Source organism: Actinobaculum massiliense, from assembly GCF_001457435.1.
In the GTDB taxonomy this organism is placed as follows: domain Bacteria; phylum Actinomycetota; class Actinomycetes; order Actinomycetales; family Actinomycetaceae; genus Actinobaculum; species Actinobaculum massiliense.
Genome location: NZ_LN881717.1, coordinates 452,918 through 473,529 on the forward strand (window position 1 = coordinate 452,918; position 20,612 = coordinate 473,529).

The following is a 20,612-nucleotide window of genomic DNA, read 5'->3' on the forward strand; positions in this document are numbered from 1 at the left end:
CGCGCGCCAAGCAGCGCGCGGGCGCTATTCGACGGTCACCGATTTAGCCAAGTTGCGGGGCTTATCGACGTCGTACCCGAGCGCCGCGGCCATCTCGGAAGCGAAAATTTGCAGGGGAACCACGGTCACCAGCGGCATCATAAGGGTCGGGGTACCCTGCGGCATCCAGAAGACGCGCTCAGCGAATTCTGTTACGCCGTCGTCGCCCTCCTCCGCAATGACGATGGTGCGCGCGCCGCGGGAACGAACCTCCTGCAGGTTGGCGAGGACCTTGGCGTGCAGTTCGGCGCGCCGGCGAGTCGGGACAATCACGAACACCGGCACACCTTCATCAATGAGTGCGATGGGCCCGTGCTTGAGTTCTCCGGCCGCGAATCCCTCCGCGTGCAAATAAGCGATTTCCTTCAGCTTCAGCGCACCTTCCAGCGCCACCGGATAGCCCACGTGGCGGCCAAGGAAAATGAAGCGGGAGGAAGTCTTCAGCTGGCGCGCCAGCTCACGCACGTCATCTTCCTGCTCAAGTACCTTCTCAATGCGCGCCGGCATTCTGCCGAGCTCATCGAGGTAGTGCGCCACCTCGCTGGCGGATTTGTTTTCGCGCAGCTGAGCCAGATACAGACCCAGCAGGTAGGAGGCGGTAATTTGCGCGAGGAAGGCCTTGGTGGAGGCCACCGCAATTTCGGGGCCGGCATGGGTGTAGAGCACCGCATCCGATTCACGCGCAATCGTGGATCCGAAGGTGTTGACGATCGCGAGCACCTTGGATCCCTGCTCGCGCGCGTGCCGGATCGCCATAATGGTGTCCATCGTTTCCCCCGACTGGGAAATCGCCACGGTGAGGGTTTTCTGGGAAACCACCGGATCGCGGTAGCGGAACTCGGAGGCGAGCTCTACTTCCACCGGAATTCGGCACCAGTGCTCGATCGCGTAGCGCGCCACCTGGCCGGCGTAGCTCGCCGTCCCTGCCGCGATAATGACGATTTTGTCCACCTCCCGCAGGAGTTGCGGGTCAATGCGCATTTCATCGAGTTCGAGGTTTCCGGCGTCCATCCGTCCGCGCAGCGTTTCGGCGACGGCGGTAGGCCCTTCGTGGATTTCTTTGTCCATGAAGGTGGCGTAGCCGCCCTTGACCGCGGCGGACGCGTCCCAATCCACGGTGAAACGGCGTCCCTCGGAGGGCGCACCGGAAAAATCATAAAGTTCGACGCCGTTGGGCTTGAGCACCACCACGGTGTTTTGCTCAATCTCCAGGGCCTCACGGGTTTCGGAAATAAAGGCGGCAACATCGGAGCCGAGGAAGTTCTCCCCCTTGCCCAGCCCGACGACGAGGGGCGAGTTACGACGCGCGGCCACCACATCGCCGCTAGCATCGAGGGCCACGAGGGAGAAGGACCCTTCGAGCTCCGGGGCGAGGCGAAGCATGGCGTCTTTCAGATTGCCGGTTTCTTCCAGGTACAGCGCCAGGCAGTGCGCCGCGATTTCGGTATCCGTCTCGGAGACGGGCGTAATGCCGCGCGGGGTGAGCCGCTGCGCCAATTCGCGGTAATTTTCAATAATGCCGTTGTGCACCACCGCTACTTTGCCGTCAAAAGACAGGTGCGGATGCGCATTCGTATCGCTGGGCGCGCCGTGGGTGGCCCAGCGAGTGTGGCCAATGGCGGAGATCGCCTCGGGCGGTTGCGCCGAAAGCTCTCCGCGCAGGTTCTCTAGACGCCCTGCCTTCTTGACAACCCGAAGGTTTCCTTCCGCGTCCGCCACGCCGATTCCGGCTGAGTCGTATCCGCGGTACTCGAGGCGGGCTAGACCCGCCATTACTACATTCTGGGCTCTTTGCGAGGCCGGGCGCGGCCCGACGTATCCAACAATTCCACACACGCGAAAAAATATAGCGGTCTACGGGCTCGGCGAAAAGTGGAACACGACTGTAGCCTGGAGACTATGACGTCTACGCACATGCTCTCTTTTACGCATGACGAATGGAGCGCTCTGGCGAAAAACTCCCCGCTCCCCCTCACCCACGCCGATGTTCGCCACCTGAAGGCACTCGGCGATCCGATTGGTCTTTCAGAGGCGGACGCGATCTACCGCCCGCTTTCTGCGCTACTGCAGATGTATACCCGGGAGATGGGCGATCTGCACCGGGCCACATCGGAATTCCTCGGGATTCACGAGGAGCGAACTCCGTTCATTATTGGCATTGCCGGTTCAGTCGCCGTCGGGAAATCCACCACGGCGCGCTTACTGCAGGCGCTGTTGCGCCGCTGGCCGCTCACGCCGAAAGTGGAGCTCGTCACCACGGATGGCTTCCTCTACCCGAACGCCGTTTTGGAAGCGAACGGGCTTATGGAACGCAAAGGTTTCCCCGAGTCATATGATCAAGACGCGCTCACGAACTTTGTGCGGCAGGTGAAATCCGGTAAATCGCACGTCACCGCGCCCATGTACGACCACGTCACCTACGACATCGTCCCCGATCAAATGCTGACCGTCCACCACCCAGACATCTTGATTCTGGAGGGCCTGAACGTTCTGCAACCCGCGATTTTGCGCCCCGAGGACCCGCCGAACAAAATCCGCACCGTGGTCTCAGATTTCTTCGATATGTCGATTTACGTGGACGCGGAGCCCGAGGACCTCGAACGCTGGTACCTCGATCGGCAGTTCAAGCTCCGCGATATTGCCTTCTCCGAACCGGGTGCTTACTTCCACCAGTTCGCTGACATGCCCGACGACGAACTCCGCGACCGTTCGCGCGAAATCTGGCGCACAATCAATTTACCGAATCTGCTAGAGAATATAGAGCCCACCCGGGCGCGGGCCGATATCACGCTTCGGAAAGGCCCAACGCACCGGGTGGAAGAAGTGCTCGTACGTAAGCTCTAGCGGAGAGCGAGGTTATCACGCACAACCCCGGCCAATTCATCGGCAACGGCTTGTGCGTGTTCCTCCGTCTCGGCTTCCACCATCACGCGCACCAGCGGTTCGGTTCCCGAGGGGCGGAGCAGAACGCGGCCGGTTTCGCCGAGCGCTACTTCGGCGTCGCGCACTGCCTTCTGCACCTGCTCATTGCTGTTGACGGCGGCTTTATCCACGTCTGGAACATTGATGAGGACCTGCGGCAAACGAGTGACAATCGACGCCAATTCGGAGAGCGGCTTGCCGGAGGCCGCCACCTGCTGGCTGAGCATAAGGGCGGTGAGGGTTCCGTCGCCGGTGGTCGCGTGCTGAAGGGAAATCACGTGCCCGGACTGTTCGCCGCCCAGCGAGTATCCGTTCTTCCGCATTTCTTCGAGCACGTAGCGATCTCCTACCCCGGTCTGGACGGTGGTAATTCCGTGTTCCTTCATTGCCAGAAGCAGGCCCAGGTTCGACATCACTGTAACGACGAGCGTGCTCTTGTTGAGCCATCCGAGCGCGTTGCCTGCCACCGCCAGGATCGCCATAATTTGATCGCCATCCACGAGATTCCCGTTTTCATCCGCGGCCAGGCACCGATCGGCGTCGCCGTCGAACGCAACACCAAAATCTGCCCCATTGGCGACGACGGCGGCCTGCATTGCCTCGGGATGGGTGGAGCCACATTCCAGGTTGATGTTGTAGCCGTCGGGCGACGCGTTGATCACGATCACTTCCGCGCCCGCCCGCCGCAAAGCTTCGGGTGCTACGCGGCTGGTAGCTCCATTTGCGCAATCGACCACGATTTTCAGACCCGTCAGCGGTGTTTGGATTGTGGAGACCAGGTGGTCGATGTACTTCTTATCCGCAAACTCGCTGGTGTCGGTGATGCGGCCGATGCCGGCACCGATCGGGCGGCCCCAGTCTTCACCAAGGAGCTTTTCAATTTCGTCCTCTTTGGAATCCTCGAGTTTGAAGCCGCCACGGGCGAAGAATTTAATGCCGTTATCCTGCATGGGGTTGTGCGAAGCCGAGATCATAACGCCGAGGTCATAGTCGCCTTCGGCAGTGAGGTACGCAATGCCGGGAGTGGGGATAACGTCAACGTGTTCCACGTCCACACCCGCTCCGGACAGGCCGGCCGCCACTGCTTGCCCGAGCATCCCTCCGGAGACGCGCGAATCCTGGCCAATGACTGCGCGCGGCCGTCCTTCACCGTTGAAGCCGCGAGTCAATACCCTCGCGGCGGCCTCACCGAGTCGAAGCGCCAGTTCCGCAGTCAACTCACGATTCGCCAAACCACGTACACCGTCTGTTCCAAAAAGCCTGGGCATATCTTTTCTCCCTCATTGGTCAAGCGCCGAAATTTACAATCGGGCTATCTATGCATACGCGAAGTTTTCATGCTTCGCTCCAACTGGGGTCAATTATTGCACCGCCGCCGGCCCTCGCCGGCAAGGCACACCATCCCAAGCGGAGGCCGCTGGCTGCGCTGGCACCGGTCGCGCTGGTAATGGTTGCGCTGGCACTGGTCGCGCTGGTAATGGTTGTGCTAGCACTTGGTTGCGCTTAAACAGCGCAACGCCGGCATGGCGCCGCACAGACACAGCGCTAGCGCATAAAACAAAACGTGGGACCTCGGTTACTGAGGCCCCACGCCGTGATTTGAGTCTCTCTTCCGCTACGTGGCTACACGGAGCGGAAGAGACTCAGTTGGCTATTAGCCGTTCTTGCGACGTGCGATCGCGGCACCGCCAGCTATGAGCACCAGAGCCACACCAGACATTCCGGCAATGTCCGCACCGGCGTGGGCAACCTTTGCCTTCTTCTCGGCCTTGGCAACCTTATCGCCAGCCTTCTTGGCGGGCTTAGTTTCCTTGGCCGGGGCCTTCGACTTGTCGTCGGCCGCCTTGGTGGTGTCATCGTCACCAGGCTCGTCGGTCGGATCAACCGTCGGATCCTCGCTGGGCTCCTCGGTCGGATCAGCCGGCTTGGTGGGATCAACGGCCGGAGTGGTCGGATCCATAGGCTTCACCAAATTGTTTTTTCATTGAATTGTCGGGGATTTCCCGATAGGGAGACTTTGTAATAAGGAGCAGACGGATATTTCGTACCGTTCATAAAATTTGGCAAATATCCGCGAGTGCGCGGCTGTGATCTTTGTCAAAACCAGCAGAAGCCCACCTATAGACAGAAAGAACCCCGCTCCACTGAGCGGGGTTCTTTGAGACGAGATGCCGCGCCGGCGGCGTCGATCGCCTTAACGCTTGGAGAACTGCGAAGCCTTGCGAGCCTTCTTGAGTCCAGCCTTCTTACGCTCCACCGCGCGCGCATCGCGCGTGAGGAAGCCGGCCTTCTTCAGGCTCGGGCGGTTCGCCTCGCGATCGATCTCATTGAGAGCGCGGGAAACACCCAAACGGAGCGCGCCGGCCTGGCCGGAGGTCCCGCCGCCATCAATGCGAGCGATCACATCGAAACGTCCTTCGAGGTCGAGGAGCACGAACGGAGCGTTCACCAGCTGCTGATGAAGCGGGTTCGGGAAGTAATCCTTCAGCTCGCGACCGTTAATCTTCCATTCGCCGGTTCCGGGGACGAGGCGCACGCGCGCCACCGCCTCCTTGCGGCGCCCGAGGCCCTGCCCCGGAGCTGTAGCGGATACGCCCTGACCGGCGCGAGGGGTTTCGGTTTCCGTGGTGTAGGAACCGGTGAACTCCTCTTCTTCCACCTGGGCGTCAACGTTGATTTCTGACATTTTAATCCTGTTCCGAAAAGCTTGCGCCTACTGGGCGATCTTCTTGAGCTCGTAAGGCTCGGGCTGCTGAGCGACGTGCGGATGCTCTCCGCCGGCGTATACCTTCAGCCGCTTAATCTGCTGACGTCCGAGCTTGTTGCGGGGAATCATGCCCTTGACTGCTTGCTCAATAGCCTTCTCCGGCTGAGAGGCAAGAAGTTCCGCATAAGAGGTGGCCTTCAAACCGCCCGGGTAACCCGAGTGGTGGTAGGACATCTTGTCGCGTAGCTTGCTTCCGGTCAGCGCAACTTTCGACGCGTTGACCACAATCACGAAATCGCCGGTATCGGCGTTCGGAGCAAAAATGGGCTTATGCTTCCCACGGAGCAGGTTGGCAACCTGGGCTGCCAAGCGCCCGAGAACAACATCAGTGGCATCAACGATGTACCACTTACGATCGATGTCGCCGGGCTTAGGAGTGTACGTGCGCACTTGCGTAGCCTTCGTTTCTCGTTAGGGTTTTACCTCGCATGGCAAGGCGGGTCATAACCGCGCGCCAGCCAAAAACACATCGCAAGGCAAAACCACAATGGTCATTTCAAAATCTTTTGCTGGGAGCTGGCGCGGCGAGTGGGAAAAGCACCGCACAGACAGCTTGCACAACAACAATCCAGAATACAGTGAGCCTTTAGGTCAGTCAAAGATAAAGTGCTTCTGTGAGCGGTTCCACCAGCCATTAAATCCCTGCGGATCCCCTACACCACCGGCGGAGGAACCGTGACGTAGGGCTCGCCACCGCGCTTGCCCACCCAGTGCCGGACGGAGCTGGCCGAAACCGCAAAAACGGCCAAAACCGGGAAGGATGCCCGCACGATCTCCCCGATTTCCAATTGGCCCGCCTGAGATAGGTAGAGGAAGGAGATCGCGCAATGCAAGAGCATAAAAGCCACCCACGCCCAGCGTCTTCTCGCCGCCACCAGGATGAGGAGTATGGCGGAAACAGCGAAGGCCGCCAAGGATGCCTGCGGCACCTGGGGCAAACTCCAGGCCAGGTCCAAAACAACATCTAGGAATATAAGTACCGCAGCCAGGCCAACGGGCGGCGGTGGTAGCTCGCGCCGCGTCGCTTCACTGACCGCCGCGGGAACCGGGACTCCGCCGCGAGATCTACGACGTTTTGTGCCGCCCTCGCGTGATTGAGTTGTCGCCCCGGCGCCGTCCCAGGGGTCATCGCTACCTGCGCCGCCATCGTCACCAGCCGCCGCTTCATTAATTCCCGCCGCGCGGCCAGCCCGTTCGGCGGCGCCATTAATATCGAGGACGGGAAGGTCGCCGTCGGTGTGGATCTCGTCCCCACCACCGTTGCGCGAGTGATAGGCATTGAAATACTGCTCGACCACGCCGACCCCAACCTCCGCATCGGCGTAGCGCAAGGTTGCAATCAGATAGTCACGCTCGGCGTCGACGTCGGGATCGATTTTGTGCGTAACTTGCCCGGTGAAAACGGAGAGGCCAACCGAGCGGTCATAGGTTGCCGCAGCCACCCAATCCACCGCGATTCCGCCGGGCAGGGTCCAGCCCGGCGGAGTTCTCCAAAACCGCACGTGGTGGCGCTGGGAAATGTTTCCGTCCACTTCTTTCTGGTAGGCGAAATCCTCCTCGCGATCGAAAAGGAATAAATGCGAGACCGGCGCGGCCGGGTATGAGCGCCGGAAGATATACGAGAGGATAATTTTCCAGCTGGAGCGAAGCGAAAGTGGGTCGGCTTTTACCCAGCCGGCAGCGCGCATAACGGCGTGAATATCATTTTCCTCCCCGTCGAAGGAAAGGTTCACCGGATCGCCCAGGATTCCATCGGCGGTACGGGTTCTCCCAATAAAATAATCGGGCACGTAAATAGTGGAAACCACCTGGTGTAACCGCGGAATTGCCAAATACGCAAACAGCGCCCAGAAGAAAATGAGGTTGAGCGCCCACAGAGGCTCGCCCGGGATCCCGAGCGGCAAAAGAAGAAGCCCGAACCAGATGGCGAAGATAAGCCCAATAAAAGAGAAGATTGCCGCGACGATGTCATAAAGCGCGTAGCGACGCCGCGGCGCCGGCCCGCTGGAGGACCGCTCGTATTCGGGTTCGCTGGTCGGCACCGGCCAGCGATGCTCAGTTTTCTCCGCCTTAATCCGCATTGTTGCCCTCTCCGGCCGGCCGTTCACCGCGGGCGGGGCTCGCCTCTCCTGCACCACGCGTTTCGCGCGCTTGGCTCGCCTCCCCCACACCCTGGGTTTCGCGCGCTTGGTTCCCCTCGCCCCAATCCGGTCGCTCGCTCGCCTCGCCGACGCCGTTGAGCGTGCGCACTCGCCGCGTGAGGCGCGCCCGCTCGCCAAAGCTTTCCGGCCGCGGATAAATAATTCTCTCCAAGGTGAGGGGATGCGGCGGGGCAATCACCACTTCCCCGGTGCGATTACATTCCTCGAGGCGCTGGCGCGGCCAATCAACGCCGCGCGTACCATTTCCCACCCTAAGGAGCGTGCCCACCAGCGTGCGCACCATCGAATGCCCAAAAGCATCAGCCCGCGCGTGGACCGCCAGAATCCCTGACTCCTCCCCCGCACCGCCCTCGGGCACGACCTCCAGACGCTGCAGCTCGCGAATGGTGGTAGCCCCCTCGCGCGGGCGGCAATAGGAAAGGAAATTATGCTCCCCAAGCAGTTGCTGAGCGGCGGCGTTCATCGCCTCGACGTCGAGCCGCTGACCCGGGAGCCACAGCACGTCGTGGCGCCGCAGCGGGTCAAAATCATGGGTGGCGATGCGGTAGGTGTATTCGCGCGCCAGCGCCGAGAACCGCGCGTCGAAATCCCCGGGGACTTGTTCAATCTTTTGCACGGCGACGTCGGAGGTGCCGCGCGGACCGCCCTGAGTGCCCGCTTCTCGTGCCAGCACGCCGCGCAAACGCGAGGCCAGCGCCTCCTCCGGGGTTCTTGTGGAGCGGCCGGGCACAGCCTGGAAAGCACTTGCCTCCACATCCAGATGAGCAACCTGGCCGCGCGCATGCACTCCGGCGTCGGTACGCCCCGCCACCGTCAGCACCACCGGAACGCGCAAGATGGTGCTCAGCGCATCGGTAAGCACGCCCTCCACGGTCCGCAAGCCCGGCTGCGCGGCCCAACCGTGAAAATCGGTACCGTCGTAGGCGATATCAAGCCGAAGCCGAACACTTTGCGCTACCGTATCTTGCATGATAGAAGTCTCCCCTAAAGGTCTGCGAACGCTCGCCGTCGATTGTGGCGGTGGCGGAATCAAAACCACTCTTTTGGATCCGGGTGGCTTCCAAATCGGGCCGGCGACCCGCACGGAGGTAACTTACCCCTTTTCTCCCGAAAATTTACTGGAGATTATCGCCCAGGACACCAAACGCCTCGCCGAAACTCCCGGTTTGCGGGAAACCGACGCCACCCTTTTCGACCGAATCACCATGGGAATGCCGGGAATGATCCGCCACGGGGTCATCGTCTACACCCCGCACTATATCCGGAAGGCTGGGCCGCATACCCGAATTGATCCCACCAATGAGGCCGCCTGGAACGGCCTCGACATCCAAGCTGCGTTGGAGGAACGTTTTTCGGTGCCCGCCCTCGTGATTAACGATTCCGAGGTCGCCGCCGCCGGAGTGGTTTCCGGGCGCGGGCTGGAAGTTGTTCTCACCTTCGGTACCGGTCTGGGCTCTGCGGTGGTCGACGACGGCATCCTCGCCCCGCATATGGAGTTCTCCCACGCGCGGATGCGCTGGGGTTTGACGTACGACGACGTTGTGGGAGAAATCGAGCGCATCCGGCTGGGTGACTCCGCCTGGAGCCGCCGGGTGCTGCGCGCGGTGGAATCGCTCTATCCGGTTTTGCGCTGGGACAAGCTCTATATCGGGGGCGGAAACGCCTCGCGAATCTCTTCCTCCGTCCGCGCAAAATTCGATTCGAAGGTGACCTTCATTCCGAATGCCGCCGGTATGAATGGCGGCGTGCGCGCCTGGAGCCTGGCCGGCCACAATGCACGGCGCTCCGAACGCGGCCAACACGCCCAGCTACGCGGCCCGGATGTGCTCGGCGACCAAATCATGCCCGACTAATTCAGCAACATCCCACCGTACTAATCGCGCGGATCGCTGCCCAGAAATCGCCAGCTTCATTTGCGCGGACCGGCAACCTGTGGAAGGTATATAACGGGTATTTTCGCCCCATAACTAACGTGTCCCGGTTACCTCGCGGTAACCGGGACACGTTTTGAGCTTTTAGGCTTAGCGGACTTACTTGTCCTCGCCGGCTTCAGCAGCTTCCTCAGCCTCAGCGGCTTCCTCGGCCTCTTCCGTCGCATCAGCTTCGACCTCAGTAGCCTCGGGAGCTTCCTCTTCGGTAAGATCCTCAGCCTCAACGGCCTCCTCGGCCTCCTCAGCCTTGGCGGCATTCTCGGCAGCCTTCTCAGCCTCGCGAACCGCGGACTGCTTCGGGGAAAGCTTCTCGGTGACGAGAGAGATAACGGCCATCGGAGCGTTGTCGCCGCGGCGGTTACCCACCTTGACGATGCGGGTGTAGCCACCCTGGCGCTCCTCGAACAGCGGGGCCAGTTCCTCGAAGAGGATGTAGGCGGTCTCCCGGTCGTTGAAGGTGCGCAGAACCTGACGGCGGTTGTGGGTATCACCCTTCTTCGCCTTGGTGATCAGACGCTCCATGTAGGGCTGAACCAGCTTGGCCTTCGCCTCGGTGGTGCGGATGGACTTCTTGTGGACCAGTTCCTTGCACAGGTTCGCAACGATCTTGCGCTGGTTAGTAGCGCTACCGCCGATGCGAGGTCCCTTAGTGGGATTAGGCATTGTTTTCTCCTAAAAATCTGTGGCGCCCCAGGGCGCTTTAAGCGTTATCGCTAAATTGCATCGAATAATCGTCGCCGTAACCGAAGGATCCGCCGGTGTCCTTGAGAGCCAGGTCGAGCTTCGCAAGCTCATCCTTGACGTCTTCAATGGACTTGGCACCAAAGTTACGAATGTCGAGCAGGTCCTCTTCGCTACGCTGAACCAGTTCACCGATGGTGTGAATACCTTCGCGCTGCAGGCAGTTCTGGGAACGAGCTGGCAGGTTGAGGATGGTGATCGGACGCTGCAAATCGGACGAGCGCTGCTCTTGCACCGGCGGCGGGCCAATCTCAATACCCTCGGCCTCTTCATTGAGCTCGGTGGTCAAACCGAACAGCTCAACGAGCGTCTTTCCGGCCGAAGCGAGAGCGTCCCGCGGCGTCGTCGAGGGCTTAACCTCAACATCGATAACGAGGCGGTCGAAATCGGTGCGTTGCTCAACACGAGTTGCCTCAACCTTGTAGGAAACGCGCAGAACCGGCGAGTAAATCGAATCGATCGGAATACGTCCAATCTCATCGTTATCGCCCTTGTTGAGAGCCGCCGAAACGTAACCGCGACCACGTTCCACGGTCAGATCGATTTCGATCTTGCCCTTTTCGTTGAGCGTCGCAATGTGCAGGTCCGGGTTGAGGATCTCCACGCCAGCCGGCGGGGTGATATCCGCTCCGGTTACCTCGCCCGGTCCCTGCTTGCGCAGGTACATAAGCACCGGCTCATCCTGCTCAGAAGAGACCACGAGCTCCTTCAGGTTCAGAATGATCTCGGCAACGTCTTCCTTCACACCGGGAATGGTGGAGAACTCGTGAAGAACGCCGTCGATGCGAATCGAAGTCACGGCCGCACCGGGAATCGACGAAAGCAGGGTCCGCCGAAGCGAATTGCCGATCGTGTAACCGAATCCGGGCTCGAGAGGCTCAATAACAAACTTGGAGCGAAGCTCCGAAACCTGCTCCTCTTTGAGGACAGGACGCTGCGCAATAAGCACGATTATTCCTTTCCGCGAACGACCGCTATATGACGCTCGCGCATTTTCCTCACAGCACTCTGTCTTGCTCTGAGGGGTAGCTGGCCAAAGCCGGCTATGAGTACTTACTTGGGTTGCGGACCGGTAAAGCAAGGAAGCTTGCCGGCCGCGGCCTAGGCGATAGCGGCGATTAGACGCGGCGACGCTTAGGCGGACGGCAACCGTTGTATGCCTGGGGCGTGACGTCCTGGATAGAGGTGACCTCGAGGCCGGCCGCGGTAAGCGAACGGATCGCGGTCTCGCGGCCCGCACCCGGGCCCTTCACGAAGACGTCGATTTTCTTCATGCCCTGCTCCATCGCACCGCGCGCCGCAGATTCGGCGGCGAGCTGAGCGGCGTAAGGAGTGGACTTACGCGAACCCTTGAATCCCATTTCGCCGGCCGAAGCGGAAGCGATAACAGCTCCGGTCGGATCGGTGATGGAAACAATGGTGTTGTTAAAAGTGGACTTGATGTGGGCCTGACCCTGCACCACGTTGCGGCGCTGACCGCGGCGTGGACGCCGGGTGCCCGTTGACTGACGAGCCATTTAAAATTTCCTTCTTTCGAACTACTAGTTACCGGCCTTAGGCCTTCTTCTTACCGGCGACGGTGCGCTTGGGGCCCTTGCGGGTACGCGCGTTCGTCTTTGTCCGCTGACCGTGCACCGGCAGACCGCGGCGGTGACGCAGGCCCTGGTACGAGCCGATCTCAACCTTGCGGCGAATGTTCGCCTGAACATCGCGGCGAAGGTCACCTTCGATCATGTAGTTCTCGTGAATGTAGTTCGTAAGCTGCGCCAGCTGATCGTCGTCGAGATCGCGAACGCGGGTGTCCGGGTTAATTCCGGTTGCCGCGAGGGTCTCGTGCGAACGAGTACGGCCGATGCCATAAATGTATGTAAGCGCGATTTCAACCCGCTTTTCACGCGGGATATCAACGCCAGAGACACGTGCCAATTTCTTAGCTCCTTATATCTGGCCGGAGGTGTCGGGCACCGCCGTTACCCGTGCGTCTCAAAACACGGGCCCCGGCCTCCGGACCGGGGGTTGCCTTTCAGCTGGCGGCGCTTATAGCGTCAGTTAGCCCTGACGCTGCTTATGCCGGGGATTGCTGCAGATGACCATCACGCGCCCGTGGCGACGAATGATCTTGCAGCTGTCGCACATCCGCTTAACGCTCGGCTTGACCTTCATCCTGTTTGCTTCCCTTTGTTTTACTTATAGCGGTACACGATCCGCCCGCGGCTCAGGTCGTAGGGAGTAAGCTCCACAACCACCCGGTCGTCAGGGAGAATCCTGATGTAGTGCTGACGCATTTTGCCGGAGATGTGGGCCAGCACTTCGTGCCCATTCTCCAGCTCGACCTTGAACATCGCATTCGGTAGCGCTTCTACAACGCTTCCCTCAACCTCGATGACGCCGTCTTTCTTGGCCATGTTCCTCCGCTATGACTCTCACCGCACGCCGTTCGCGTACGGATCTCGGTTCGCCACGCCCATTTTGGGCATAGACGTACCGACGTCCCATCATAGTCTTTCGCGGGCCCTAGCCGAAAGACGCAATCTCGGTGCGCTCTATCACGCACCGTCCCCGATGCTACTCCCCGAGTGGTACCGGGGTGACGCCAAAGGGCGCTAAACCGGACGCTCCGCCGTCGGGCTGATTGAGCACCCAAATTCCGCCCTGGTGAAGTGCGATCTGCGATTCCCAGTGGCAGGCATCCTTCCCGTCTACCGTCTTGGTGGTCCAGCCATCTTCGAGGGTGTAGTTCGCTTGGTCGCCTTCCGTCAGAATCGGTTCAATGCACAGCACCATTCCGGGCCGCAGCCGCGGGCCACGATCGCGAGTGGCAAAGTTAAATACATTTGGCGGCTGATGCATCGCGGTGCCAATACCGTGCCCGGTGAAATCCTCGACGATCCCCGGTTCCGGATCTTGCTCGGTCACGTAATCATCAATTGCGCGCCCGATATCGCCGACGAATTTGCCGGTCGCCATGGCAGCAATCCCGACCCACATAGACATCTCGGTAATATCCGAGAGGCGCTGGCGCCGCGCCGTGACCTCGGGGGCTCCCCCGGGCAGCACCACCGAGAAGCAGGAATCCCCATTCCACCCATCCAGTAGGCTCCCGCAGTCAAAAGAAACGAGATCGCCGGGTTGCAAGATTTCTTCCTCGCTGGGAATACCGTGCACGATCGTGTTATTGACGGAGATGCACGTGTGCGCGGGATAGTCGAAATATCCGTAGAAGTTCGACCTCGCACCCGCTTCCGCCAGCACGTTCTTCGCTACATTATCGAGCTCTTTGGTGGACACCCCGGGGCGCACCGCCTCCCGCAGTGCCGTGTGAACATCGTTGACCAGCAATGCCGCGCGGCGGCACTTCAAAATCTGCTCGTCGGTTTTGTACTCAATTCCGTTGCGACGCCTCATCTTGCACTCCTTCCATATCCCGCGCACCATGCCGCGCGCGCTGGGCGGCCGAATCTCCCGACGCAAGACGGCCGCGCCTGAGCGCGGCCGTTACTCGCAATCCTATCGTTTTCGATAGAGACTATTTGGCGTTGTTATCCAAGAACGCCGTCAACTCCGATTCAATCTTCGCCGCGGTCTCCTCAATATTTCCACCGCCGTCGATCTTCACAACCTTGCCGCGTTCAGCGTACGCCGCCACGATCGGGCTGGTCTGCTCGTGATACACCTCAATGCGGTGGCGAATAACGTCCTCGGTATCATCGGCCCGATTCTGTTCCTTCGCCCGTCCGAGCAGGCGCTCGACGACAACGTCATCATCCACGCTCAACTCAATCACGGCGTCAATCTCTGCGCCGTCGAGAATCTCATCAAGCGCCTCGACCTGGGAGAGGTTACGCGGATACCCATCGAGCAAGAAACCGTTCGCCGCGTCCGCTTCCGCCAAGCGCTCCTCCACCATGCGGTTGGTTACCTCATCGGGAACCAATTCCCCGCGCTCCGAATAGGAGGCGGCCAGCTTGCCGAGCTCATCCTGCGCCGCGGCATGGGCGCGGAAAAGATCGCCGGTGGAAATGGCAGGCACTCCAAAACGCCGCGCAATACCCTGCGCCTGCGTGCCCTTACCGGCTCCGGGCGGTCCAACAATAATAAGGCGAGAGGTCATTTTTCTAGCTTTCTGTGCTCTCTATACGTGCTTTCTATGCGCTCCTAAGCGCTCTATGAATCTTCCTCGCTACTCGCGGTGGCTACTACTTGCGGGCGTTATTACCCGAGAGGAAGCCCTCGTAGTGGCGCTGCTGGAGCTGGGCGTTGATGTCCTTGACGGTCTGCAAACCAACACCCACCAAGATCATAATCGAGGTGCCGCCGAAGCCGGAGCGCTGAATTCCCAGCGCTGAGAAGAGCAGGATCGGGATCAGAGCCACAATCGTCAGGTAGGTGGCACCCACCCAGGTGAGGCGGTTGGAAACGAAGTGCAGGTACTCGGCGGTGGGCCGGCCCGCGCGCACGCCCGGGATGAAGCCGCCGTAGCGTTTCATATTGTCTGCTACCTCTTCCGTGTCGAAAGCAATCGAGGTGTAGAAGAAGGTGAAGAAGAAGGTGAGCAGAGCGTAGGTGAGGATATAAGCCCAACCGCTCTGGCTGAAGTTGCGCTGGATCCACTGCACCCAGCCGGATTCCGGATTTCCGAAAGTGGCGATCATCGTGGGAAGCATGAGGATCGAGGACGCGAAGATGACCGGAATAACGTTGGCCATATTCACCTTGATCGGCAGGTACGTCGTCGACCCGCCGTAGGTGCGCCGTCCAATCACGCGCTTGGCGTACTGCACCGGAATACGGCGCTGCGACTGCTCCACGAAGGTAACCACCAGGGTAATAAGCAGGAAGACGGCGGTGACCAGGATAACCGTGCCCCAGCCGTGGGTCTGCAGGATTCCGCCCATCAGGCCCGGGAAGCCGGCGCAAATACCTGTAAAGATAAGGATCGACATACCGTTGCCGACGCCGCGCTCGGTGATCAGCTCAGCCATCCACATAATCAGGCCGGTGCCCGCCGTCATGGCGAGAATCGTCAGCGTGTACGTCCACCAGGTAGCGTCCGGTATAACGTCAAGTTGGCAGCCACCGAAGATCGTGTAGTTTGCGGTGGAGACGACGACGGAGGACTGTAGCAACGCCAGGCCAATGGTGAGATAACGTGTGTACTCGGTGAGCTTCGCCTGGCCCGTCTGGCCTTCCTTATGCAGTTCCTGGAAGCGCGGAATGACCACGCGCAACAGCTGCACAATAATCGACGCCGTAATGTAGGGCATAATTCCCAGAGCGAAGATTGATAGCTGGAGCATTGCCCCGCCCGAGAACAGGTTCATCATTGACACGAGGTCATTCGAGCCGCCCTGCGTGGCAACGCACTGACGGACGTTACTCAAGCTGACGAACGGCGAGGGAATAAAGCTACCCAAGCGATAAAGCACCATGATGAACATGGTGAACAGGAGCTTATTCCGCAAGTCCGGCGTCCGGAACGCCGCTGCAAACGCCTTTATCAAGGTTCCTCCAGGTGGTGACGAGCCGAAGCTCGTTCTCTAGGTGGCCGTGGGGCCATGGTTTTCGCGCGCAAGCCGATTTTCCGGGCCGGCACCAATCCACCACAGCGGCGAGAGCCGGTGGTGGTGCGAAAATCTTGCCCCCGTCATGATAGCCGCGGTGGCCAACCTTCGCACTTACTCGCCCAAAACTGTGCCTGAGCGCTCAAAGATTTTAATATACGAGGACGCTTCCCATCTCCCTGCCACGCGGGGCTAGAAACGGAAAGCGTCCTCGTTCAGCCGATCTTCATCGGCGCATACCTCTAGGCTTCGGTCTCAGACTCGGCGATTTTGGCACTACCGCCAGCCGCCTCGATCTTCGACTTGGCGGACTCAGAGAAGGCGTTCGCAACAACGTCCACCTTCACGGAGATTTCGCCATTGCCAAGTACCTTCACGAGCTCGTTCTTGCGAACGGCACCCTTGGCAACCAGATCTTCAATGCTCACCGCGCCACCTTCAGGGAACAGCTCCCCGAGCTGGCCAACGTTGACCGTCTGGTATTCCTTGCGGAAGGGGTTCTTGAAGCCGCGGAGCTTGGGAAGCCGCATGTGTAGCGGCATCTGGCCACCCTCGAAGTTCGCGGGAACCTGGTAACGAGCCTTCGTACCCTTGGTACCGCGACCGGCGGTCTTACCCTTGGAGCCCTCACCACGTCCAACGCGGGTCTTTGCCTTGTTGGAGCCCGGTGCCGGGCGAAGGTCGTGAATGCGAAGGATGCTCGTCTCTTCAAACTTTTCTTCTGCCATCACTAAACCTCCTCTACTTCTACTAGATGTGCCACAACCCGCAACGAGCCACGCACAACCGGCGTATCCTCGCGCTCAACGGTCTGACCAATGCGGCGCAAGCCGAGCGTAAGAAGGTTGTCCTTCTGGCGCTGGTTGGAACCGACGGTGCCCTTGACCTGCGTGATCTTCAGCTTTGCCATTACGCACCAACTCCTGCCGCAGCGGCCTCGTTCTCAGCCTCGGTGGCTGCCGCTTCCTTCTCCGCGCGCTCACGCGCTTCAAACTCGGCACGGGCCCGAAGCATTGCCTCGGGTGCCACGCGCTCAAGCGGAAGACCGCGACGAGCCGCAACTGCCTCGGGCTGCTCAAGCTTCTTCAGAGCCGCGATCGTGCCGCGCACAATGTTGATCGCGTTGGAGGAGCCGAGCGACTTGGTCAGGACGTCGTGGATTCCCACGGCCTCCATTACCGCACGCACCGGGCCGCCGGCGATTACACCCGTACCGGGAGCGGCCGGACGCAGGAGCACAACGCCCGCTGAATCCTCACCCTGCACAACGTGCGGGATGGAACGGCCCATAAGCGGAACACGGAAGAAGTTCTTCTTCGCGTCGTCGGTGCCCTTGGCGATTGCCGCGGGAACTTCCTTCGCCTTGCCGTAGCCAACGCCCACCAGCCCGTTGCCGTCGCCCACAACCACCAGAGCGGTGAAGGACATACGGCGACCGCCCTTGACGGTCTTCGCGACGCGGTTAATGGTCACCACGCGCTCAACGTACTGGCTCTCTTCCCGGCGTCCGCGACGCTCGCGGCGCTGGTCATTCTTGCCACCGCGACGATTGTCGCGACGACCGCGCCGCTCTTCGTCGTGGCTCTCTTCGTTCCGGCCATCGGTGGCCGGGTTCTGCTGTTCATTCACAGTCATTTCCTCTGCCTTTCCTCAGCCGTTAGAACTCGAGTCCGGCTGCGCGAGCGCCTTCTGCGACCGCCGCAACCCGACCATGGAACTTGTTACCGCCGCGATCAAACACCACCGCGTTGATCCCGGCTTCCTTTGCACGCTGTCCGACCAGTTCGCCAACCTTGCGAGCCAGCTCGGTCTTGGTGCCTTCCGAATCGCGTACGCCGGCTTCCAGCGTCGACGCCGCGGCGAGCGTACGCCCGATGCCGTCATCGATCACCTGTGCCTGCATGTGACGGTTCGACCGCGAAACGACCAGACGCGGACGATCGGCCGTTCCTACGACGCGCTTGCGCAGGCGGAAGTGGCGGCGTGCACGGGCTACAAACTTGCCCTTACCCCTGGGAGTAACAGCCATTACTTACCAGCCTTTCCAGCCTTGCGACGAATGGTTTCGTCGGCGTACTTAATGCCCTTGCCCTTGTAGGGTTCGGGCGCACGGAGCTTACGGATCTGCGCGGCGATTTCGCCAACCGCCTGCTTATCCGTACCGGAAACCGTGAGCTTGTTGTTGCCTTCCACCGTGAAGGTGATACCTTCCGGGGCGTCAACCGTGATCGGGTGCGAGTAACCAAGCGCGAACTCCAGCGAGGTGCCCTTGGCCTGTACGCGGTAACCGGTACCAACGATTTCCAGCTTCTTCTGGTAACCGTCGGTCACGCCAACGATCATGTTGTAAATAAGCGTGCGGGTCAGGCCGTGCAAGGAACGCGATTCGCGCTCATCGTTCGGACGCTCAACCGTGATCACGCCGTCTTCCAGCTTGGCCGTAATCGGCGCCGGAATGGTGTGCTCGAGCTCGCCCTTGGGTCCCTTGACCGTAACGTCGTTGCCATTGATGGCAATATCAACGCCGGCCGGAACGGTGATCGGGAGTCTTCCAATACGTGACATGTATGTTTACCTCCCTTACCACACGTAAGCGAGGACTTCGCCGCCCACGCCCTTGTCCTTCGCTTCGCGATCGGTGAGCAGGCCCGACGAGGTCGAAAGAATCGCCACGCCGAGTCCGTCCAGAACGCGGGGAAGGTTCGTCGATTTCGCGTAAACGCGCAGGCCCGGCTTCGAGATGCGCCGAACACCAGCAAGCGCGCGCTCACGGTTGCTTCCAAACTTCAGCTTGAGGGTCAGGTTCTTCCCTACCTCAGCTTCCTCAACCTCGTAATCGGCGATGTAGCCTTCGCGCTTGAGGATCTCCGCAATGTGCGACTTGATCTTCGAGTAAGGCATGGTCACCGACTCGTGGTACGCCGAGTTGGCGTTACGCAGACGCGTCAGCATATCTGCGATGGGGTCAGTCATTGTCATTTTGGGCTTTTGCCCTTCCTCGTCGCGGTTTCCCTTATCAGACCTGCGACGTAGTTTCTTACCAGCTGGACTTAGTTACACCGGGAAGTTCGCCGCGCAGGGCGAGCTCACGGAGGCAAATACGGCACAGGCCGAACTTGCGATAGACGGAACGCGGGCGTCCACAGCGGTTGCAACGCGTGTACGCGCGGACCTGGAACTTCGGCTTACGATTCGCCTTGTTCTTCAAAGCTGTCTTAGCCATTTACGCCTCCTTGAAGGGGAATCCGAGATGACGGAGCAGGGCTCGGCCTTCGTCGTCGGTCTTACCGGACGTCACGATGGTGATGTCCATACCGCGGACGCGGTCGATCTTGTCCTGATCGATCTCGCGGAATACCGTCTGGTCGGTCAGACCGAAGGTGTAGTTTCCGCGACCGTCAAACTGCTTGGGCGAAAGGCCACGGAAGTCGCGGATACGCGGCAACGCCGTGGATACGAGGCGATCGAAGAACTCCCACATACGGTCACCGCGGAGGGTGACGTGGCAGCCAATAGCCTGGCCTTCACGCAACTTGAACTGCGCGATGGACTTCTTCGCCTTGGTGATCTGCGGCTTCTGGCCGGTAATAGCGGTCATATCCGCCACCGCGCCGTCGAGAACCTTGGAATCACGCGCGGCTTCGCCAACGCCCATGTTCACAACGATTTTCTCGAGCTTCGCAACCTGGTTGACGTTCTCGTACTTGAACTCGTTGTTCAGTTCCGGCACAACCTTTTCGAGGTACTGGGTCTTGAGACGCGGACTCACAGTTCGATCTCCTTCCCGCCGCGGCGGCCGATACGTTCACGCATGATCTTCTTGCGTCCGTCACGCTCCACCTCGACCTCGCGGTAGCCGACGCGAACCGGCTTGCCGTCGGGGGCGACGAGCATAACGTTAGAAATGTGGATGGGGGCTTCGATCGTCTCGATGCCACCGGACGCGTTCTGCGAACCCGGAGCACCGGCGCGACGGTGGCGCTTGACGCGCTGCACGCCCTCCACGATCACGCGGTCGTTCTTCGGGTCAACCTTGAGCACGCGGCCCTGCATTCCCTTATCACGCCCGGCGATTACCTGGACGACGTCATCCTTCTTGATCTTCGCCATCTAGATCACCTCCGGTGCGAGCGAAACGATTCGCATGAACTTCTTGTCACGGAGTTCGCGCCCGACCGGCCCAAAAATACGGGTGCCGCGCGGGGTGCCGTCATCCTTTACAAGGACGGCCGCGTTCTCATCAAATTTGATATAGGAGCCGTCCGGACGACGGGTCTCCTTACGAGCACGGACGACGACCGCCTTCACGACGTCGCCCTTCTTTACGTTCCCGCCAGGAATTGCATCCTTGACGGAGGCGACGAAGGTGTCGCCAATTCCGGCGTAGCGCCGGCCAGAGCCACCGAGCACACGGATGCACAGAAGTTCCCGTGCACCGGTGTTGTCGGCGACGTTAAGCCGCGTCTCCTGCTGGATCATTTATCTATCT

The 20,612-nt window shown here is 60.3% G+C and carries 29 protein-coding genes; 3 read left to right on the forward strand and 26 right to left on the reverse strand.

Annotated elements, in window-relative coordinates; all coding sequences use genetic code 11:
* Positions 1-24: 24 nt before the first annotated feature.
* Positions 25-1,875, reverse strand: a complete 1,851-nt coding sequence (gene glmS, locus BN2664_RS03895) for a glutamine--fructose-6-phosphate transaminase (isomerizing) (RefSeq protein WP_040317017.1) — start codon at positions 1,873-1,875, stop codon at positions 25-27.
* Between the two features lie 63 nt (positions 1,876-1,938).
* On the opposite strand from glmS, the gene coaA reads away from it, so the two are divergent.
* Complete coding sequence (coaA, locus tag BN2664_RS03900; RefSeq protein WP_007001514.1) at positions 1,939-2,883, forward strand: type I pantothenate kinase; 945 nt, start codon at positions 1,939-1,941, stop codon at positions 2,881-2,883.
* On the opposite strand, the gene glmM is transcribed toward coaA, so the two are convergent.
* Complete coding sequence (gene glmM, locus BN2664_RS03905) at positions 2,880-4,229, reverse strand: phosphoglucosamine mutase (RefSeq protein WP_007001513.1); 1,350 nt, start codon at positions 4,227-4,229, stop codon at positions 2,880-2,882. The genes coaA and glmM overlap by 4 nt on opposite strands.
* A 50-nt stretch (positions 4,230-4,279) precedes the next feature.
* On the opposite strand from glmM, the gene BN2664_RS09145 reads away from it, so the two are divergent.
* Positions 4,280-4,468, forward strand: a complete 189-nt coding sequence (locus BN2664_RS09145; protein ID WP_040317016.1) for a hypothetical protein — start codon at positions 4,280-4,282, stop codon at positions 4,466-4,468.
* Positions 4,469-4,615: 147 nt separating this feature from the next.
* On the opposite strand, the gene BN2664_RS03910 is transcribed toward BN2664_RS09145, so the two are convergent.
* The 5 genes from BN2664_RS03910 to truA all read right to left on the reverse strand — a co-directional run bounded on the left by BN2664_RS03910 (position 4,616) and on the right by truA (position 8,860).
* Positions 4,616-4,930, reverse strand: coding sequence for a hypothetical protein (locus BN2664_RS03910; protein ID WP_155856508.1), 315 nt, complete (start codon positions 4,928-4,930; stop codon positions 4,616-4,618).
* A gap of 225 nt (positions 4,931-5,155) precedes the next feature.
* Positions 5,156-5,647, reverse strand: a complete 492-nt coding sequence (gene rpsI / locus BN2664_RS03915) for a 30S ribosomal protein S9 (RefSeq protein WP_007001511.1) — start codon at positions 5,645-5,647, stop codon at positions 5,156-5,158.
* Positions 5,648-5,674: 27 nt separating this feature from the next.
* Entirely contained in the window at positions 5,675-6,118 is a 444-nt protein-coding gene (gene rplM / locus BN2664_RS03920) for a 50S ribosomal protein L13 (RefSeq protein WP_007001510.1), read from the reverse strand.
* Between the two features lie 263 nt (positions 6,119-6,381).
* The gene (locus BN2664_RS03925; RefSeq protein ID WP_007001509.1) at positions 6,382-7,809 is read right to left on the reverse strand and encodes an LssY C-terminal domain-containing protein; all 1,428 of its coding nucleotides are present in this window, start codon (positions 7,807-7,809) and stop codon (positions 6,382-6,384) included.
* Entirely contained in the window at positions 7,799-8,860 is a 1,062-nt protein-coding gene (gene truA, locus BN2664_RS03930; protein ID WP_007001508.1) for a tRNA pseudouridine(38-40) synthase TruA, read from the reverse strand. The genes BN2664_RS03925 and truA overlap by 11 nt, the downstream gene beginning before the upstream one ends.
* Here truA and BN2664_RS03935 point away from each other — a divergent pair.
* Positions 8,859-9,743 (forward strand): ROK family protein, encoded by an 885-nt coding sequence (locus BN2664_RS03935; protein WP_231723441.1) that lies wholly within the window; start codon positions 8,859-8,861, stop codon positions 9,741-9,743. The two genes, truA and BN2664_RS03935, sit on opposite strands and share 2 nt — an antisense overlap.
* 177 nt (positions 9,744-9,920) lie before the next feature.
* Here the strand turns inward: BN2664_RS03935 and rplQ are convergent, their stop codons facing one another.
* The 19 genes from rplQ to rplN all read right to left on the reverse strand — a co-directional run bounded on the left by rplQ (position 9,921) and on the right by rplN (position 20,602).
* Positions 9,921-10,484, reverse strand: a complete 564-nt coding sequence (gene rplQ, locus BN2664_RS03940; protein WP_007001506.1) for a 50S ribosomal protein L17 — start codon at positions 10,482-10,484, stop codon at positions 9,921-9,923.
* Positions 10,485-10,521: 37 nt separating this feature from the next.
* Positions 10,522-11,511, reverse strand: coding sequence for a DNA-directed RNA polymerase subunit alpha (locus tag BN2664_RS03945; protein ID WP_007001505.1), 990 nt, complete (start codon positions 11,509-11,511; stop codon positions 10,522-10,524).
* 169 nt (positions 11,512-11,680) lie between these two features.
* Positions 11,681-12,079 (reverse strand): 30S ribosomal protein S11, encoded by a 399-nt coding sequence (rpsK, locus tag BN2664_RS03950; RefSeq protein ID WP_007001504.1) that lies wholly within the window; start codon positions 12,077-12,079, stop codon positions 11,681-11,683.
* 37 nt (positions 12,080-12,116) lie between these two features.
* Positions 12,117-12,488 (reverse strand): 30S ribosomal protein S13, encoded by a 372-nt coding sequence (gene rpsM / locus BN2664_RS03955; protein WP_007001503.1) that lies wholly within the window; start codon positions 12,486-12,488, stop codon positions 12,117-12,119.
* Between the two features lie 123 nt (positions 12,489-12,611).
* Positions 12,612-12,725, reverse strand: a complete 114-nt coding sequence (gene rpmJ / locus BN2664_RS08985; protein WP_007001502.1) for a 50S ribosomal protein L36 — start codon at positions 12,723-12,725, stop codon at positions 12,612-12,614.
* 20 nt (positions 12,726-12,745) lie between these two features.
* Positions 12,746-12,967 carry a translation initiation factor IF-1 gene (gene infA, locus BN2664_RS03960; RefSeq protein WP_007001501.1) on the reverse strand — a complete coding sequence of 74 codons (222 nt, stop codon included), beginning with the start codon at positions 12,965-12,967 and terminating at the stop codon, positions 12,746-12,748.
* A gap of 160 nt (positions 12,968-13,127) precedes the next feature.
* Positions 13,128-13,967 carry a type I methionyl aminopeptidase gene (map, locus tag BN2664_RS03965; protein WP_007001500.1) on the reverse strand — a complete coding sequence of 280 codons (840 nt, stop codon included), beginning with the start codon at positions 13,965-13,967 and terminating at the stop codon, positions 13,128-13,130.
* A gap of 121 nt (positions 13,968-14,088) precedes the next feature.
* The gene (locus tag BN2664_RS03970; RefSeq protein WP_007001499.1) at positions 14,089-14,673 is read right to left on the reverse strand and encodes an adenylate kinase; all 585 of its coding nucleotides are present in this window, start codon (positions 14,671-14,673) and stop codon (positions 14,089-14,091) included.
* An 85-nt stretch (positions 14,674-14,758) separates the two neighbouring features.
* A complete protein-coding gene (gene secY, locus BN2664_RS03975) occupies positions 14,759-16,063 on the reverse strand; it encodes a preprotein translocase subunit SecY (RefSeq protein ID WP_007001498.1) in 1,305 nt (434 codons plus the stop codon).
* A 302-nt stretch (positions 16,064-16,365) separates the two neighbouring features.
* A complete protein-coding gene (rplO, locus tag BN2664_RS03980; protein WP_007001497.1) occupies positions 16,366-16,851 on the reverse strand; it encodes a 50S ribosomal protein L15 in 486 nt (161 codons plus the stop codon).
* Between the two features lie 2 nt (positions 16,852-16,853).
* Positions 16,854-17,033: a 50S ribosomal protein L30 gene (rpmD, locus tag BN2664_RS03985; RefSeq protein WP_007001496.1), complete on the reverse strand. Its 180-nt coding sequence runs from the start codon at positions 17,031-17,033 to the stop codon at positions 16,854-16,856.
* Positions 17,033-17,758, reverse strand: a complete 726-nt coding sequence (gene rpsE, locus BN2664_RS03990) for a 30S ribosomal protein S5 (protein ID WP_007001495.1) — start codon at positions 17,756-17,758, stop codon at positions 17,033-17,035. Before rpsE ends, rpmD begins: the two co-directional genes overlap by 1 nt.
* A 22-nt stretch (positions 17,759-17,780) precedes the next feature.
* Positions 17,781-18,152 carry a 50S ribosomal protein L18 gene (gene rplR / locus BN2664_RS03995; RefSeq protein ID WP_007001494.1) on the reverse strand — a complete coding sequence of 124 codons (372 nt, stop codon included), beginning with the start codon at positions 18,150-18,152 and terminating at the stop codon, positions 17,781-17,783.
* Positions 18,152-18,688: a 50S ribosomal protein L6 gene (gene rplF, locus BN2664_RS04000; RefSeq protein ID WP_007001493.1), complete on the reverse strand. Its 537-nt coding sequence runs from the start codon at positions 18,686-18,688 to the stop codon at positions 18,152-18,154. Before rplF ends, rplR begins: the two co-directional genes overlap by 1 nt.
* 15 nt (positions 18,689-18,703) lie before the next feature.
* Complete coding sequence (rpsH, locus tag BN2664_RS04005; protein ID WP_007001492.1) at positions 18,704-19,102, reverse strand: 30S ribosomal protein S8; 399 nt, start codon at positions 19,100-19,102, stop codon at positions 18,704-18,706.
* Positions 19,103-19,160: 58 nt separating this feature from the next.
* Positions 19,161-19,346, reverse strand: coding sequence for a type Z 30S ribosomal protein S14 (locus BN2664_RS04010; protein WP_007001491.1), 186 nt, complete (start codon positions 19,344-19,346; stop codon positions 19,161-19,163).
* Entirely contained in the window at positions 19,347-19,892 is a 546-nt protein-coding gene (rplE, locus tag BN2664_RS04015) for a 50S ribosomal protein L5 (RefSeq protein WP_007001490.1), read from the reverse strand.
* On the reverse strand, positions 19,889-20,233 hold the full coding sequence (gene rplX / locus BN2664_RS04020; protein WP_007001489.1) for a 50S ribosomal protein L24: 345 nt from the start codon (positions 20,231-20,233) through the stop codon (positions 19,889-19,891). The genes rplE and rplX overlap by 4 nt, the downstream gene beginning before the upstream one ends.
* Entirely contained in the window at positions 20,234-20,602 is a 369-nt protein-coding gene (gene rplN / locus BN2664_RS04025) for a 50S ribosomal protein L14 (protein ID WP_007001488.1), read from the reverse strand. It abuts the gene before it with no gap.
* Positions 20,603-20,612 lie beyond the last annotated feature (10 nt).

Excerpts from the sequence above, each read along its gene's own strand:
- coaA (WP_007001514.1), top strand. The coding sequence starts at position 1,939 with ATGACGTCTACGCACATGCTCTCTTTTACGCATGACGAATGGAGCGCT.
- glmM (WP_007001513.1), bottom strand. The coding sequence starts at position 4,229 with ATGCCCAGGCTTTTTGGAACAGACGGTGTACGTGGTTTGGCGAATCGT.
- BN2664_RS09145 (WP_040317016.1), top strand. The coding sequence starts at position 4,280 with ATGCATACGCGAAGTTTTCATGCTTCGCTCCAACTGGGGTCAATTATT.
- rpsI (WP_007001511.1), bottom strand. The coding sequence starts at position 5,647 with ATGTCAGAAATCAACGTTGACGCCCAGGTGGAAGAAGAGGAGTTCACC.
- BN2664_RS03925 (WP_007001509.1), bottom strand. The coding sequence starts at position 7,809 with ATGCGGATTAAGGCGGAGAAAACTGAGCATCGCTGGCCGGTGCCGACC.
- BN2664_RS03935 (WP_231723441.1), top strand. The coding sequence starts at position 8,859 with ATGATAGAAGTCTCCCCTAAAGGTCTGCGAACGCTCGCCGTCGATTGT.
- truA (WP_007001508.1), bottom strand. The coding sequence starts at position 8,860 with ATGCAAGATACGGTAGCGCAAAGTGTTCGGCTTCGGCTTGATATCGCC.
- rplQ (WP_007001506.1), bottom strand. The coding sequence starts at position 10,484 with ATGCCTAATCCCACTAAGGGACCTCGCATCGGCGGTAGCGCTACTAAC.
- rpsK (WP_007001504.1), bottom strand. The coding sequence starts at position 12,079 with ATGGCTCGTCAGTCAACGGGCACCCGGCGTCCACGCCGCGGTCAGCGC.
- rpmJ (WP_007001502.1), bottom strand. The coding sequence starts at position 12,725 with ATGAAGGTCAAGCCGAGCGTTAAGCGGATGTGCGACAGCTGCAAGATC.
- infA (WP_007001501.1), bottom strand. The coding sequence starts at position 12,967 with ATGGCCAAGAAAGACGGCGTCATCGAGGTTGAGGGAAGCGTTGTAGAA.
- map (WP_007001500.1), bottom strand. The coding sequence starts at position 13,967 with ATGAGGCGTCGCAACGGAATTGAGTACAAAACCGACGAGCAGATTTTG.
- BN2664_RS03970 (WP_007001499.1), bottom strand. The coding sequence starts at position 14,673 with ATGACCTCTCGCCTTATTATTGTTGGACCGCCCGGAGCCGGTAAGGGC.
- rplO (WP_007001497.1), bottom strand. The coding sequence starts at position 16,851 with ATGGCAGAAGAAAAGTTTGAAGAGACGAGCATCCTTCGCATTCACGAC.
- rpmD (WP_007001496.1), bottom strand. The coding sequence starts at position 17,033 with ATGGCAAAGCTGAAGATCACGCAGGTCAAGGGCACCGTCGGTTCCAAC.
- rpsE (WP_007001495.1), bottom strand. The coding sequence starts at position 17,758 with ATGACTGTGAATGAACAGCAGAACCCGGCCACCGATGGCCGGAACGAA.
- rplR (WP_007001494.1), bottom strand. The coding sequence starts at position 18,152 with ATGGCTGTTACTCCCAGGGGTAAGGGCAAGTTTGTAGCCCGTGCACGC.
- rplF (WP_007001493.1), bottom strand. The coding sequence starts at position 18,688 with ATGTCACGTATTGGAAGACTCCCGATCACCGTTCCGGCCGGCGTTGAT.
- rpsH (WP_007001492.1), bottom strand. The coding sequence starts at position 19,102 with ATGACAATGACTGACCCCATCGCAGATATGCTGACGCGTCTGCGTAAC.
- BN2664_RS04010 (WP_007001491.1), bottom strand. The coding sequence starts at position 19,346 with ATGGCTAAGACAGCTTTGAAGAACAAGGCGAATCGTAAGCCGAAGTTC.
- rplX (WP_007001489.1), bottom strand. The coding sequence starts at position 20,233 with ATGGCGAAGATCAAGAAGGATGACGTCGTCCAGGTAATCGCCGGGCGT.
- rplN (WP_007001488.1), bottom strand. The coding sequence starts at position 20,602 with ATGATCCAGCAGGAGACGCGGCTTAACGTCGCCGACAACACCGGTGCA.